Source organism: Corallococcus praedator (assembly GCF_003612125.1).
In the GTDB taxonomy this organism is placed as follows: Bacteria; Myxococcota; Myxococcia; order Myxococcales; family Myxococcaceae; genus Corallococcus; species Corallococcus praedator.
Genome location: NZ_RAWI01000087.1, coordinates 1 through 14,240 on the forward strand (window position 1 = coordinate 1; position 14,240 = coordinate 14,240).

Sequence of the window (14,240 nt, forward strand, 5' to 3'; positions counted from 1 at the left end):
GTGTCGGCGGGGGCGGTGTCGGGGGAGAGGGGCCGCACCCCCAGCAGCGTGGTGCCGGTCTGGAGCGCCAGGAGGAAGCCTCGCTCGCGCAGGCCCTGCTCCAGCATGTCCAATACTCCGGCGAGCGCGGCGTAGAGCGTGTCGTCGTCCTGGTCGGTGGCGGGCAGCACCACCTCCGCGTGCACGGCGAACACGGGGCGGGTCTGCCCCTCCACCTGTCCGGGCTCCTCGGCGGCCTCGCGCAGCGCGGTGAGGAAGGCACTCACGCTGGGGTAGCGGCGGGTGGCGTCCTTGTCCAGGCAGCGCAGCACCACCGCGTCCATGCCGGGGGACACCGGCGCGCGCACGCTGGGGCGCGGCGGTGGGGCCTCCAGGTGCATCCGCTCCAGCTCCAGCCGGTCCTCGGACTGGAACGGGTAGCGGCCGGTGAGCAGCTGGTGCAGCAGCACGCCCAGCGCGTACACGTCCGTGGGCGGCCCGATGCGGCCGCCCCGGAACTGCTCGGGCGCCATCGCGTGCGCGGTGCCCAGGCGCTGGCCGGCGGTGGTGAGGCCTTCCTGGCCGGGCTCCTGCTGGATGAGCTTGGCGATGCCGAAGTCGAGCAGCTTCAGCCGGGGCTTCTCCCCCTCCTCCACGACCAGGATGTTGCTGGACTTCAGGTCGCGGTGGACGACGCCGGAGCGGTGCGCCGCCTCCAGCGCGCCGCAGATGGGCTCCAGGTACGCCAGCGCGCGGGACGCGGAGAGCCGCCCGCGCTCCTGCACCACCTGGCTCAGCGTGCGCCCCGACAGCAGCTCCATCACGTAGTAGGGGCTGCCGTCCGGCATCAGGCCGAAGTCGTAGACGTCCACGATGTTGGGGTGGTGGATCTGATTCACCACCCGGGCCTCGCGCACGAAGCGCTGGAGCATCTCCCCCTGGTCCGCCAGGTGCGCGTGCAGCACCTTCACCGCGGCCAGCCGGCCCAGGATGCGGTGCTCGGCCTCGTAGACGCTGCCGTGGCCTCCGGCGGCGATCATCGACTTGAGCACGTACTCGCCCGCGAGCGTGCCCGGTCCCCGTTCGGAACGGGTGGGTGCGTCATGCCCCTTGTCCGTGGCGCTCGCGGCCGCGCGCGCCTGGATGCGGAAGGTGCTCTCGGAGTCCGCCGCCATGAATCCCCGCACCCTAGCATCCGCCGGGTGGGTCGCGTGCGCCCGTCGCCGGCTGCCTCCCTGCCTGCCCTTTTGCCCGTTCACCAGGAGTCAGGCTTCCTGCCCTGGGGGTGGAAGGGACGTTCATTGGAAGCCGTTGGGGTATGGTTGCGAACCGGGCCAAGGCTTCTGGCCATCACGGAGCGCGGCGTCATGCACGACAGGCGGCGAGGAGAGTGCCGGCCCGAGCGCAGGGGAACGCCAGGGGGCTGGCACACATGATGACGTTGTTGGACGAGCTCACGACCTGCGCGGGCCAGTCGGTGACGGCTCCGTCCTCGACCGGGGCGTGTCTCATCCTGATCAGCACGACGACGCCCGCCGCCATCGGCAAGGCGTACCGGCTGGAGCCGGGCGAGCACATCATCGGGCGCGGGTCGGAGGCGGAGGTCCGCATCGACGACCACGGGGTGTCGCGCAAGCACGCGCGCATCCTGCGCTCCGCCGACGGCACCTGCCGCGTCACCGACCTGGAGTCCACCAACGGCACGTTCCTCAACGGCCTGCCGGTGTCCACGGCGGAGCTGCAGGAGGGCGACCGGCTCCAGGTGGGCACCGTCACGGTGTTCCGCTTCTCCCGGCGGGAGGTGCTGGAGCAGCGCGAGGAGCAGCTCAGGCAGGCGCTGTCCGCGGCGCGCGTGGGCATCTGGGACTGGAGCGCGAAGAGCGGTCAGGTGACGTGGAGCGAGCACGTGGACCGGCTTTTGGGACTGGCGGTGGGCAAGCTGTCCGGCCGCGCCATGGACCTGGAGGAGATCGTCCACCCGGCGGACCTGCCCCGGCTGCGCGCGGGCCTGGCGACGGCGCTCCAGCAGAAGTCGCAGGTGGACGTGGAGTACCGCATCGAGCCTGCCGGCAGCGGCTACCGCTGGATTTCGTGCAAGGGCGACGTGCTGCTGGACGCGGCGGGGCAGCCCGCGCGGGTGACGGGCACGGTGATGGACATCACCGCGCGCAAGCAGGCGGAGCAGGAGCTGCACCGGCAGGCGCTCATCTTCGAGAGCATCTCCGACGGCGTCGTCATCACGGACCTGGCGGGCGGGGTCATCGACTGGAACACCAGCGCGGAGCGGATGTTCGGCCGAAGCCGCAAGCAGGCCATGGGACAGACGCTCTTCAGCGTGCTGCACCCGGGTGAGCAGGACCGGCTGACGGGCGCCATCCTCACCGCGCTGGAGGTGCACGGGCGCTGGTCCGGGGAGCTGGAGTTCCGGCGCGACGACGGCATGACGTGCGTCTGCGAGTCCGTGGTGGTGCCGCTGCGCGACGCCGAAGGGCGCATCATCGCGAACATCATGGTCCACCGCGACATGAGCGAGCGCCGGCAGCTCCAGGCGCGGCTGGTGGTGGCGGACCGGCTGGCCAGCGTGGGCACGCTGGGCGCGGGCGTGGCGCACGAAATCAACAACCCGCTGGCGTACATGCTGGTGAACCTGCACCTCATCCGCGAGGGGCTGGACAAGCTGGAGACGCAAGGCGCGCCGTCGGAGCCGGTGGCGGCCATCCAGCAGCTCGTGCGGGAGACGACGGAGGGCGCGGAGCGCATCGCCACCATCGTGCGGGACCTGAAGGTGTTCGCGCGCGGCGAGCAGGAGTCGCGGCCGATGCCGGTGGACGTGCGTCGCTCCGTGGAGCTGGCGTGCAAGATGGCGGACAACGTCATCCGTCACCGCGCGCGGCTCATTACCGAGTTTGAACCGGTGCCGGCGGTGGAGGCCAGTGAGGCGCGGCTGTGTCAGGTGTTCCTGAACCTGCTGCTCAACGCGGCGCAGGCGATTCCGGAGGATCCGTCCTCCGTCACCGAGCATGAGATTCGCGCCATCATCCGCCAGGGCGAGCCCGGCAAGGTGGTGGTGGAGGTGCGCGACACCGGCGTGGGCATGACGCCGGAGGTGCTGGGGCGCATCTTCGATCCGTTCTTCACCACGAAGGCGGTGGGCGTGGGCACGGGGCTGGGGCTGTCCATCTGCCACGGCATCATCGAATCCATGGGCGGCTCCATCCAGGCGGAGAGCGTGCCGGGGCAGGGCAGCACCTTCCGCGTGGTGTTGCGCTCGGCGCAGCACGAGCCGGACCTCTACCCCCGGTTGTCGGCGACGGCGCAGGCGGGCGCGCGCGCTCGCATCCTGGTGGTGGACGACGAGCCCAACGTGACGGTGGCGCTGCAGCGCTCGCTGGCGACGGAGCACGAGGTGGCCACGGCGAACAGCGCGCAGGCGGCGCTGCGGCTGGTGAACGAGGGCGGCCGCTTCGACCTCATCCTCTGTGACGTGATGATGCCGGGGATGACGGGCATGGACCTGTACTTCGAGCTGGGGCGTTCGGCGCCGGAGCAGGCCGGGCGCATGGTGTTCATGACGGGCGGGGCCTTCACGCCGCGCACGGTGTCCTTCCTGCGCGACGTGCCGAACCTCAAGTTGAGCAAGCCGCTGGACCTGGCGCAGCTGCGGGAGCTGGTCGGTCGTTCGGCGGAGGCGGGGCGATGAGCGTCTCCTCCGGTCACCCCGCGTCCCCTCCCGAGGCCGCGGTGGGGCCGGGGGAGCCGTTGCCTCCGGTGCAGGGCCTGGGCACGGCGGGCGCCCCGGCATCCCAGGGCCGTGAGTGGACGGTTCGCGCGCTGGGGATGGGGTTGCTCATCGGCGCGCTCCTGGCCGTCACCAACCTCTACATGGGGATGAAGACGGGCTGGTGGGACAGCGGCTCCATCACCGCGACGGTGCTGGGGTTCAGCGGGCTTGCCGCCTATGGGCGCCGGCGGGGCGTGCCGTACACGCCGCTGGAGAACAACCTCACGCAGACGGCCGCGTCGGCGGTGGGCGCGATGCCCGCGGCGGCGGGCCTGTTGGGCGCGCTGCCGGCGCTGGCGCTCCTGGGCGTGGCGGTGCCGGGCTGGGGCATCGCGGCCTGGGGCCTGGTGCTGGGCACGGTGGGCGTGCTGGTGGCGGGGCTGCTGCGTCGGCGCCTCCTGGAGCAGGAGGCCCTGCCGTTCCCCACGGGCATCGCCACCGCGGAGCTCATCTCCACGCTGCACGCGGCCACGCCGACGGAGGCCCCGGGCGCGTCGGTGGGGCGCGGCCGGACGCTGGTGGGCGCGGGCGTGGTGGCCATGGTGGTGACGTGGATGCGGGACTCGCGCGGGTGGTTGCCGGGGATGGTGGGCCTGCCGGGCCGCGTCGGCGGTGCTCCGCTGGAGTCGCTGACCTGGGGCGTGGGCGTGAGCCCCATGCTGCTGGCGGTGGGGATGATGACGGGGCTGCAGCTGGCCCTGAGCATGCTCCTGGGCGCGGTCGTGGCGTGGGGCGTGCTGGCGCCGGTCCTCCTGGGCGCGGGGGTCGTCGTGGGCGCGGAGTATGGGCCGCTGTCCGCGTGGCTGGCGTGGCCCGGGGTGGGGCTGATGGTGGGCGCGGCGGTGGTGTCGCTCGGCGCGCAGGCGCGCGACTTCCTGAGCGCGGCGAAGGACCTGCGTTCGGTTGGCGCGAACCGCGGTGGCCTGCCCCGGTGGGCGCTGGGCGTGGCGGCGGTGGCGTGCGTGCTGGCGGTGGTGCTGGGCGGGGTGTTGTTCGGGCTGGGCGTGCCGTCGATGGTGCTGGCGCTCGCGCTGCTGGTGCCGCTGTGCGCGGTGTGTGCTCGCGGGGCGGGACAGACGGATGTGTCGCCGGTGAGCCAGATGGGAAACCTCACGCAGGTCGTCTTCGGCGGCGTGCGGCCTGGGGAGCTGGCGCCCAACGTGGCGGCGGGTTCGGTGGTGGCGGGCGCGGCGGCGCAGACAGGCGTGAGCCTGTGGTCGCTCAAGGCGGGGCACCTGCTGGGGGCCTCGTCGTCGAAGCAGCTCGCCGCGCAGCTGGTGGGTGTGGCGGTGGGCGCGGTGGTGGCGGTGCCGGCCTACCTGTTGCTGGTGGATGCGTACGGGTTGGGGACGGCCGCGCTGCCGGTGCCCGCGGCGGCGCAGTTCCGCGCGGTGGCGGAGGTGTCGGTGCGAGGGCTCGCGGGACTGCCGCCGCACGCGGGAATGGGCGCGCTCGTGGGGTGCGTGGTGGGCGCGGTGTTGACGCTGGCCTCGCGGGGCAGGGCGGCGAAGTGGTTGCCGTCACCGGTGGCCATGGGCATCGGGTTCATCACGCCCGCGTTCTTCGCGGTGACGCTGTGCCTGGGCGCGGGGATGGCGGCGATTGCGCGGCGGTGGTCTCCGAAGCTCACCGACGCGCAGGTGCCCGCGGTGGGCTCCGGGGCGCTGGTGGGTGAGTCGTTGATGGGGCTCATCATCGCCGCCACGACGGCGCTTCAGCGGTCGGTGTAGCGCAGCGCCTGACCGCTCACGCAGCGGGCGTGAGGTCCCGCACGCGCTCCAGCGAGCGGCGGATGCGGTCTTCCATCAGGTTCGGCACGTGCGCCGCTCGCGCCAGCGCTTCCCCGAGCGCGAGCATCGCCTCCGCGAAGTCGCTCCGGCGCCAGGCCGCAAGCCCCATCATCTCCAGCACTTCGAGGGGCTCCTGCTCCACGGACACCTGCGACGAGCGCTCGCGCAGCGCGTGCCACTCCTCCGCCGTCGCGTCGCGAGCAGCCAGCTCCACCATGGAGAAGAGCACTTCCTCCGACGGGCTCAGGTTCACGCCGTGCCGGCTGTTCGCCATGGTCTGCCGCACCTGCGCGAGCAGCTCCCGGGCCCGGTCGTGCCGGCCCGTCCACGCCATGGCGCGCGCCTGGAGCAGCAGCGCCCACGGACGGTGCGCCACCTCCGGATGCCGGCGCTCCAGCACGATGGCGCGGGCGATGTGCGGCGCCGCGGCCTCCACGTCGCCGGCCTGGTAGTACAGCTCGCCCATGTTGTGCTCGGCGAAGTACTCCCAGCCCACCACGCCCAGCTCGCGCCCCAATTGCATGAAGCGCTCCTGGTCCTTCAGGGCGTGCGTCAAATCCCGCCGCGCCACCCACAGGTTGCGGCGGTTGTTGATGGCCGAGCCCAGGTGGAAGCGGTCTCCACGCTCCGTGCACGCGCTGATGACCTCGTCCATCACGCGCTCCGCGCCGTCGATGTCGCCCAGGTTCGGGAGGATGACCGCCATCAGGAGCAGCGCCACCACCAGCGTCTCGTAGCCTGCGTCGCCCAGCTTCCGGGCCCGCTCCGCGGCGGCCTCCAGCGGCATGAGCGCATCCAGCCACTCACCCTTGCGGAACTGCGCGCGGCCCAGCGCCAGCAGCAACCGCGACTGCACGTAGGGCGACGTCACCGTCTCCGACAGGTGCTGCGCCTCCTGGGCCCGCTCCTCGCTGCGCGCGTAGTCGTTCACCCAGTCGAGCGCCATCGCCTCGTCGAGCAGCAGCTCCACCTCCGCGCGCGCATCCCCCACGCCCCGGGCGCGCTCACGCGCGATGGCGAAGTCCGTGAGCGAGTCCTCGTACCGGCCGATGCGGTAGCGCATCAGGCCCCGGCCCCGCAGCGCGGTGAGGCAGCGCAGCTCGTCCTCGGGGTCGAGCAGCTCCAGGGCGCGCGTGTACATCGCCTCCGCGTCGAGGAAGGCGTGACGGCCGCGCGCGGACTCCGCCAGGTCGATGGTCAGCGCCGCCGCCTCATCGCGCAGGCCCGCCGCCGCCGCGTGCAGCGCGAGCCGGGCCAGCCGCTGGCGCTCCTGCGAACCCGCCGGGCTCAGGTAGTGGCGGTAGGCGGCGTGGTGGATGCGCGCCTTCTCCTCGGCGGGCAGCCCCGCGACCACGGCCTCGCGCACCAGCTCGTTGCGGAAGCTCAGGCCCTCCAGCCGGTGCTCCACCAGCAGCCCTGAATCCAGGAGCCGCCGCGTCGCATGGCCCATGTCCAGCGGGAACTGCGACGCGGCCCCGTCGCGCTCCAGCTCGCGCACCACGCCGTCCGCGGCGGTCGCGGTGAAGGCCGCGCCCAGCAGCGCGCACAGGCGGGCATGCGCGGCCAGGGCCGGGGGCAGGGCGCCCAGCTCGCGGTCCGCCAGCCACTCCACCAGCCGCAGCTCGGGGACGCGGTCCAGCTCGTCGGTGACGAGGTACCAGTTGCCGCCTGGGGAGCGCTGGCGCACGAGCCCCTGGCGCTTGAGGCCGCGCACCAGCTCCACCAGGAACAGGGGCACGCGCTGCGCGCGCTCGACGATGCGCTCCACCGCCTGCGCGGGCACGTTCTCCACCGGCTTGAGCAGCGCGCGGCACAGCGCCTGCGCATCGGCCGACGTCAGGCCGGACAGGGGCAGCTCCAGTTGACGCGCGGCGCGGGCGCCCCAGGACGGACGGCTCTGCTCGAAGCCCGGGCGCACCAGCACGCAGACCCACAGGGGCACGCGCGTCTCCGCGAGCGCCGCGTACTCCAGCGCGTCCAGCGCCGTCTCCTCCGCGAAGTGCGCGTCGTCCACCACGAGGCACAGGGGGCGCTCGCGGGCGCTCGCCGCCAGCAGCTCGCCCGTGGCGCGCAGGGCCAGCGAGCGCAGGGCGCCCGGGGCCGCGGCCCAGCTGTGCAGCTCCGGCCCGCCGGGCGCGTACCACCCGAGCGTCGCGGCCACGCCGGGCCACAGCTCCATGCCCAGCCGCGAACCCAGCCGGTCCAGGATGGCGGTGCGGCCATCCTCCTGCGTGTCCGTGTCGTCGCGGTCGAAGCCGTGCAGCGCGACGCGCAGCAGCGTGCGCAGCGTGCCTTCTGGATCGCCCTGCACGGGCTCGCGGGCGCGCATGGAGTAGACGCGGGCGTGGGGAAGGGTGGCCCTCAGGCGCAGCGCCAGCGTCGTGGCCAGGTGGCTCTTGCCGTGGCCCCGGTCGCCCCTCACGGTGACGATGGTGGGCGCCGCTTCCGACACCGCGCCCCGCGCACTGTCCAGCAGGCTCTCCAGCTCCGCGTCGCGGCCCAGCAGCACCGCGCTGCCCAACTGCAACACGGTGACATCCGGCCGGGGCGCGGCGCCCGAGGGCGCGGGCCGCATCAGCCCCGAACGCCCTGGCACCGGCAGGCACGGCACTTCCGGCACGGCCTCCGCCGCGGCGTGGGACAGCAGCAGGCCGCGCGTCTCCGGGACGGAGGGGTAGCGGTCCTCGCGCGCGAAGATGGCGCTCAGGTAGCGGGGCGCGCCGTCCAGTCGGCGCTGCACGGTGACGGTGGCCACGTCCACGTGCGCGGCCGGCGCGAGTCCCCGCTCGGCCAGTCCTTCGGCGGCGCGCAGGGCGCGGCGCACGGGGTTCTCCCCCACGTCCGGGTCGAAGACGCCCGCGAAGCGCGCGCCGTCGGTGAAGGCCATGTGGCCTCCGTAGGCGGCCAGCGCCTTCTGCACCGCGACGGGGTTCGCACGCGATGCGAGGAACAGCACCGCCACCGAGCGGCGCGTCTGGGCAGGGCGCGCCTCGGGCAGGACGGTGAGGGTGACCCGGGGCGCGGGCTGCACCGAGGACTGGCCCGCGTGGTCCAACGCCGCGCGCAGGGCCTGGGACACGGCGGCCGCGTCGCGGGGACGGCGCACGGGCTCCTTGGCCAGACACCGCAGCACGACCTCCTCCACCGGAGGCGCCACCGGGGCGTACTCCGAGGGAGGCGGCGGTCGCAGCGACAGGTGCGCCTGGAGCACCTCCGACAGGGCGCCGAAGAAGGGCGGCCGGCCGGTGATGAGCTCGTAGAGCATGATGCCCAGCGCGTACACGTCCGTGCGGGCGTCCAGGGCCGCGTGGCCGGCGCACTGCTCGGGGGCCATGTACTCGGCGGTGCCGGCGAAGGAGGAGGTCTCCTCGGGCGTGCCGTCGGCGGCCGCGTCCGGGGCCGGGCGCTGCACGAGCCCGAAGTCGAAGACGCGGGCCCGGCGGTGGGCGTCGTCCAGGAAGACGTGCTCGGGCTTGAGGTCGCAGTGCACGAGCCCGTGAGCGTGCACGGTGGCCACCGCGTCCAGCAGCGCGCTGGCCCGAGGCCAGAACTCCTGCGGCGACAGCGGCCCGGACACCTGCGCGAGCCAGTCCGCCAGCGTGGGCAGGGGCACGAACTCCATCGCGAGGAAGCGCTGTCCGCCCGGAAGCGTGCCCGTCTCATACAACGCGGGCACGGTGGGCGGCCCGATGACGCGCAGGGCCTCCGCCTCCCGGGCGAGCTGCGCCTCCGCGAGCATGACGCCGGGGCGGGCCAGCTTCAGCGCGATGCGCTCGCCCTCGGTGCCGTCGTGGGCGCGCTTGTGCGCGGCCAGCAGGACGCCGAAGCCTCCGCGCGCGATGACCTTCTCGCAGCGATAGCCCGGAACGTCGGGCACGAGCAGCGAGACATCGGGCGGCGGGACGGTGATGGGCGAAGCGCCGGGAGGGCACGGCGCGTGAGAGCCCTCCCAACGCCGCCCGCATGTGAGGCAGCGCGGCACGGACGCCACTCTATGCCAGGGCCCCCACGATTTCCGAACCCCAGGGGTGGGGCAGGCTGCATCCGCGTGAACGATTCATCAGAAGTTCCTCCATGCCCGGAGGGCGTCCAGGCACGGCGTCACCGCGAAACGCGCGACACCCGACATCGCGAGCGGACAGCACCGCGGGTCGGCTGTGCACCCGCTGCGTCATTTCGCACCGCGTCGCGGCATGAATGTCAGGACTCCCTGCTAGCCCTGCTCAAACGGAGGAACGTGCATGAGCAGGCTTCGGGCGCCGAGTGGGGGCAGGAGGTCCGGGCACACGTGGAGGGGCGTGACGGTCCTCATGGGGTTTCTGGGCGGCGTCCCGGTCCATGCCGGTGAGCTGCCCGTGGGGATGCAAGGGTATGCGCGCTATCAGAGCGCTTCGCCGCCACGGCTTTCGCGTGAGCCTCACCGTGGCACCGTGGGCGGCGCGGTGCTGGGCCGCTATCTCGCGTTCATCACCGAGCAGCGGGCGCTCCTGAAGAAGCCTGACGTGAAGGAGGCGGAACGTCAGGCGGGCCACGCCGCGCTCAACGACCTGCTCCTCTGGTCCATCGCGCGGACCGAGGAGCAACTGGCGGAGGACGCGCCGCTGGAGGTGTACCTGCGGATGAAGGTCTCGCATGCGGAGCAGGGGCGTGCGGAGACGGTGCGCTCGAAGCAGGTGGAGGCGAAGCTGGGCGAGTACCACCGCTGGGCGGAGGCTCGCGGACAGGCTCTGGCCGGGGCGCACTTCCGCAGGTTGGGCCACGATGGCCTGCTCACCGAAAGCGCGCTGTACGAAGCGACGCAGCGGGCGCTGGTGGAGGCGGCGCTCGACTGGGCCTACGCGCACACGCTGGATCCGGACTTCGTGCGCAAGAGCCCCAGTGAAGTGGCGCTCTACCTGCTGGCGCGCGACAGCCTGCTGGCGTCGGCGGTGGAAGCGGGCCGCCTCGCGCCCCCGACGTGGGATCCGCGTCGGGAGCCTCCAGCCATTCCTCCGGAGGAACTCGTGCTGGAGATGGCGGTAGGCCTGCTGCCCGTCGCTGGGGAAGTGGCGGATGTGAAGGGCGTGGTGCTCGGGGAGAGCATCCTGGGCTACCCGCTGACTGGCGGAGAGCGGTTGCTATGCGCGGTGAGCATCGCGCTACCGGTGGTGTCGGGGCGCCTGCTGTCGGAGGGTGCGCAGGGCGTGGAGCGGGTGGCGCTGTTGACGGGCCGGAGCCTCCGCGAGGTGCAGGTGTTGCAGCGCGTGGTGCAGCACCTGTCACCGCAAGATGCGCAGGAGATCCGCCGGGTGCTGCGAGCAGCCGCGCGCGGCGATGCGGTGTCAGCGGAGGACCTGGCGAGACTGCAAGCCGTGGCGAAGCGGCTGGAGTCCCCGCTGGCCGAAGCAGGCCGCGTACTGGCACAGGGTCGACGTGTGGCCCTGGTGGGCTCGCGGGTGACGGCGGAGGGCACGCGGTTGGTGCCGGGCAGCGCGGAGCACCTGGCGCAGGCGTGGGTGGACTATCAGTTCCGTCATCCGTCGAAGTACCCCCGCATCCAGTACTCGGTGGATCCGGAGTGGGAGCGGCTCTACCAGACGGTCATCAAGAACAAGGGCGCGGGCAGCGAGTTCGAGCAGGCCGTGCTCAAGTCCAAGGGCCAGCAGAAGAACACGGCGTTGATGCTGCCGCCTCCGGGGAGCAATGCCCAGGGCTTCGTGCCGGACGCGGTGAAGGGCAACCCGGGGGAACTGGTGTGGGGCCAGCCCTACCACTTCGTGGAGGCCAAGGGCCGCGCGGAGATGGCACTCACGGGCAACCTGGAGGCCATGCTCAAATACGTCCGAACATACGGTGGCCACATCGAGGTGTACTTCCGCTCCGCGAAGCATCCAGCGGGGCAGACAAAGCTGACCTTTCCCCTCGAACAGTTCTTGAGGCGGCTCAAAGAGGATGGCAAAGCCCTATCTGATGCCTATCCGTGAGGCTCGCCGGTGCCGTTGAAATATCTGACGACCAAGATCAGCCTGCCACCCGTCGTTCCCTCGGAGGCTGCAGTCCGCGCGTTCCTCAAGAGCGCGTTCGAGGAGTACCAGTGGTTCGTGCCTGCTCGCTCTCTCGATGAGCAGATCGATCCTCTGCGGATCGACTACGACACATTGGTTGCTGGCTTCCTTGGAGTCCGCAGCCTCATGGTGCTGGCGAAGACGGACCGTGACTTCTTCTTGTTCTCCGCCAGGAAGTCGGACGGTCCTCCGCATGTGGGAAGTCTCACCTGGGATGCCGCGCTTTCCCGCGCGAAGAACGCGAAGTGGCGTGATGCCCACGTCCAACAGGTCACGGCGCTGATGAAGCTGTTCAATTCACCGCTGGCCCTCTCCGCGACCGCCGAGGACGAACGCCGGAAGTGCAACCAGTTCATCCCCTCACCGGATGGGTTCGGGCAACGCTGGACGTGGACCGTTCGCGACCCCAGCGAAGGACTCGCCGGAGTCTTCTGGCGCAATTTCTACGGTCCGCCTTTCATCGAGATGTTCGGAGACCGGTTGAACGCGGTCCCCGAAACCCAGCGGCGCACGGTCGCGGACGGCATCGTGCTCGTGGAGCCCTACGCCCTGCCCACCGACGCGATGACTCCCGCCGCGGAGGCCGCGGAGCAACAGCTCCGCGAAGTCCTCGGGCCGGAGTGCTTCTACGACCAGGTGGCACGCACGATGCCCCGCCGCGTGCCCGACCTGCCCCACCCGGGCGCGCTCTCCTCCTGAGCACGCCCGGAAGCAGCGCGCGCACTACCGCGCCGGCACTTCAATCGCACGCAGCAGCGCCCCGTCCTGACCGGGCACCCGCGCTCGCAGGAGCAGCGCGGCGCCGGGCTCGGCGGACGTCAGCGCCTGCGCGGCCTCCGCGACGCCGGACACCTTCTGGTCGCCCACCTGCGTGAGCACCATGCCGGGCGCCAGCCCCGCTCGCTCCGCGGCGCTGCCGGACTCCACAGCGACCACCTGCGCGCCGCCGCTGCCGTCCTGCGCCTCCGACAGCCGCAGGCCCAGCCGCTTCGACAGCGGCGCGGGCGTCGCATCCCGGGGCGTCATCTCCTCCTCGCCCCGCTGCGTCGGACGGGTGCCCAGCTTCACCGGCACCTCCATCACCTTGCCGCCGCGCACCAGGTTCACCTTCACCTCGCTGCCCGGCTTGAGCAGGGCCACCGCGCGCGTCAGCGACCCGGCGGAGTCCACCGCGCGCTCGCCCACCGACGTGATGACGTCCTCCTCGCGCAGGCCCGCCTTCGCGCCCGGGCCGCCCGCGCTCACGCCGGCCACCACCGCGCCCTTCGCGGCCTCCACGCGCAGCGCCCGCGCCAGCTCCGGCGTGAGGTCCTGCACCGCCAGCCCCACCCAGCCCCGGCGCACCACGCCCGTCTCCTGGAGCTGCGGCAGCAGCGCCTGGATGAGGTTGGCCGGCACCGCGAAGCCGATGCCCGTCGCGCCGCCGATGATGGCCGTGTTCATGCCCACCACCTCGCCCCGCATGTTGAAGAGCGGGCCGCCGGAGTTGCCCGGGTTGATGGCCGCGTCGGTCTGCAGGAAGTCGTCATAGGGGCCCGCGTGGATGTCGCGCGCCCTCGCGGAGAGGATGCCCGCGCTCACGCTCGACGCCAGCCCGAACGGATTGCCAATGGCCATCACCGGGTCGCCCACGCGCAGGCCGTCGGAGTCGCCCAGCTTCACGAAGGGCAGGTTTCCGGACACGCCCTTCAGTTGGATCAGCGCCACGTCCGTGAGCGCGTCGCGGCCCAACACCTCCGCCTCGAACGAACGCCCGTCCTCCAGCTTCACCCGGACGGTGTCCGCGCCCTCCACCACGTGGTTGTTGGTGAGCACCAGGCCCGAAGGGTCGATGACGAAGCCCGACCCCAGCCCCTGCTTCGACGGTGCGCCGCCGCCCTCACCGAAGGGATTCTGTCCGCCCGGCAGGCCGAAGCGCTCGGCGAGCCCCGGGGGCAGGCCCTGCATGCCGCCCATCGCGGGACGGGCTCTCGCCTGCACCTCCACGTTCACCACCGCGCCCTTCACCGTGTCCACCAGCGGCGCCAGCGACATGAGCGCGCCGGGCGTGCCGGGCGTGGCCATCGCGGGTGAATAGACGGCGGGCTCCACCTTCGCGCCGGAGGGCGCGGTGGCCGTTTTCAAGGACAGCGTGGGGCGCTCGGGCGGCGCCGTGTCCGGAGCGGGCTTGCAGGCGCCCAGGGCGACCAGGGGCGTGAGCGCGAGCGCGCGGGCAAGGCGGCGGCGGGACGGAAGGGTGCGGACCATCGTGCGTTCTCCTTGGGTGGGCGCCGGAAGCGACCTTCCGGGCGGGAAAAGAGTCGAACCGGATGCGGTGGGCACCCTGGGAAGGAGGCAGCGGTCCCGTTCCACCAGCGACACCGGGAGCCACCAGTGGCCCAGCTGCCTGAAGGGAGCTCTTGGAGGAAGCCCCGCATCCGGTCCGACGCCCGGACCTCATTGCAGCCCGTGGGCCAAAGCCCCCCGGAACCCCTCCCAGAGGGGAGCGGTGCCCCGGAGGCCCCCCGGAGGCGGGGCAAAGTGCCCCAGCCGGGGCATTTCGCCCGGGGGCAGCGTGCCCCATGCCCCATCGCCCCTCCGCCAGGGCCCGGGGGTCGCGGACGTGGCACGGCGGATGCTCCAGGTCCGGAACGTCCCACCGCCGTG

The 14,240-nt window shown here is 72.6% G+C and carries 7 protein-coding genes; 4 read left to right on the forward strand and 3 right to left on the reverse strand.

All coding sequences use genetic code 11. The annotated features are described in order from the left end of the window. Positions 1-1,154, reverse strand: a 1,154-nt coding sequence (locus D7Y13_RS14130) for a serine/threonine-protein kinase (RefSeq protein ID WP_147452445.1), incomplete at its 3' end; no start/stop codon positions are given. Between the two features lie 260 nt (positions 1,155-1,414). Between D7Y13_RS14130 and D7Y13_RS14135 the strand changes: the two genes are divergently transcribed. Together D7Y13_RS14135 and D7Y13_RS14140 are read left to right on the forward strand one after the other, a co-directional pair. Next, on the forward strand, positions 1,415-3,679 hold the full coding sequence (locus tag D7Y13_RS14135) for a serine histidine kinase EspA (protein ID WP_167508747.1): 2,265 nt from the start codon (positions 1,415-1,417) through the stop codon (positions 3,677-3,679). After that, positions 3,676-5,490: an OPT/YSL family transporter gene (locus D7Y13_RS14140; RefSeq protein WP_120584304.1), complete on the forward strand. Its 1,815-nt coding sequence runs from the start codon at positions 3,676-3,678 to the stop codon at positions 5,488-5,490. The genes D7Y13_RS14135 and D7Y13_RS14140 overlap by 4 nt, the downstream gene beginning before the upstream one ends. A 16-nt stretch (positions 5,491-5,506) precedes the next feature. Here D7Y13_RS14140 and D7Y13_RS14145 read toward each other — a convergent pair whose 3' ends face one another. Continuing rightward, a complete protein-coding gene (locus D7Y13_RS14145; RefSeq protein WP_199732817.1) occupies positions 5,507-9,427 on the reverse strand; it encodes a serine/threonine-protein kinase in 3,921 nt (1,306 codons plus the stop codon). A gap of 421 nt (positions 9,428-9,848) precedes the next feature. Between D7Y13_RS14145 and D7Y13_RS14150 the strand changes: the two genes are divergently transcribed. Next, positions 9,849-11,513, forward strand: a complete 1,665-nt coding sequence (locus D7Y13_RS14150) for a hypothetical protein (protein WP_120584305.1) — start codon at positions 9,849-9,851, stop codon at positions 11,511-11,513. 9 nt (positions 11,514-11,522) lie between these two features. After that, positions 11,523-12,293, forward strand: a complete 771-nt coding sequence (locus D7Y13_RS14155; RefSeq protein WP_147444350.1) for a hypothetical protein — start codon at positions 11,523-11,525, stop codon at positions 12,291-12,293. Positions 12,294-12,317: 24 nt separating this feature from the next. Here D7Y13_RS14155 and D7Y13_RS14160 read toward each other — a convergent pair whose 3' ends face one another. Next, positions 12,318-13,841: a Do family serine endopeptidase gene (locus tag D7Y13_RS14160; RefSeq protein ID WP_120533978.1), complete on the reverse strand. Its 1,524-nt coding sequence runs from the start codon at positions 13,839-13,841 to the stop codon at positions 12,318-12,320. Positions 13,842-14,240: the final 399 nt, after the last annotated feature.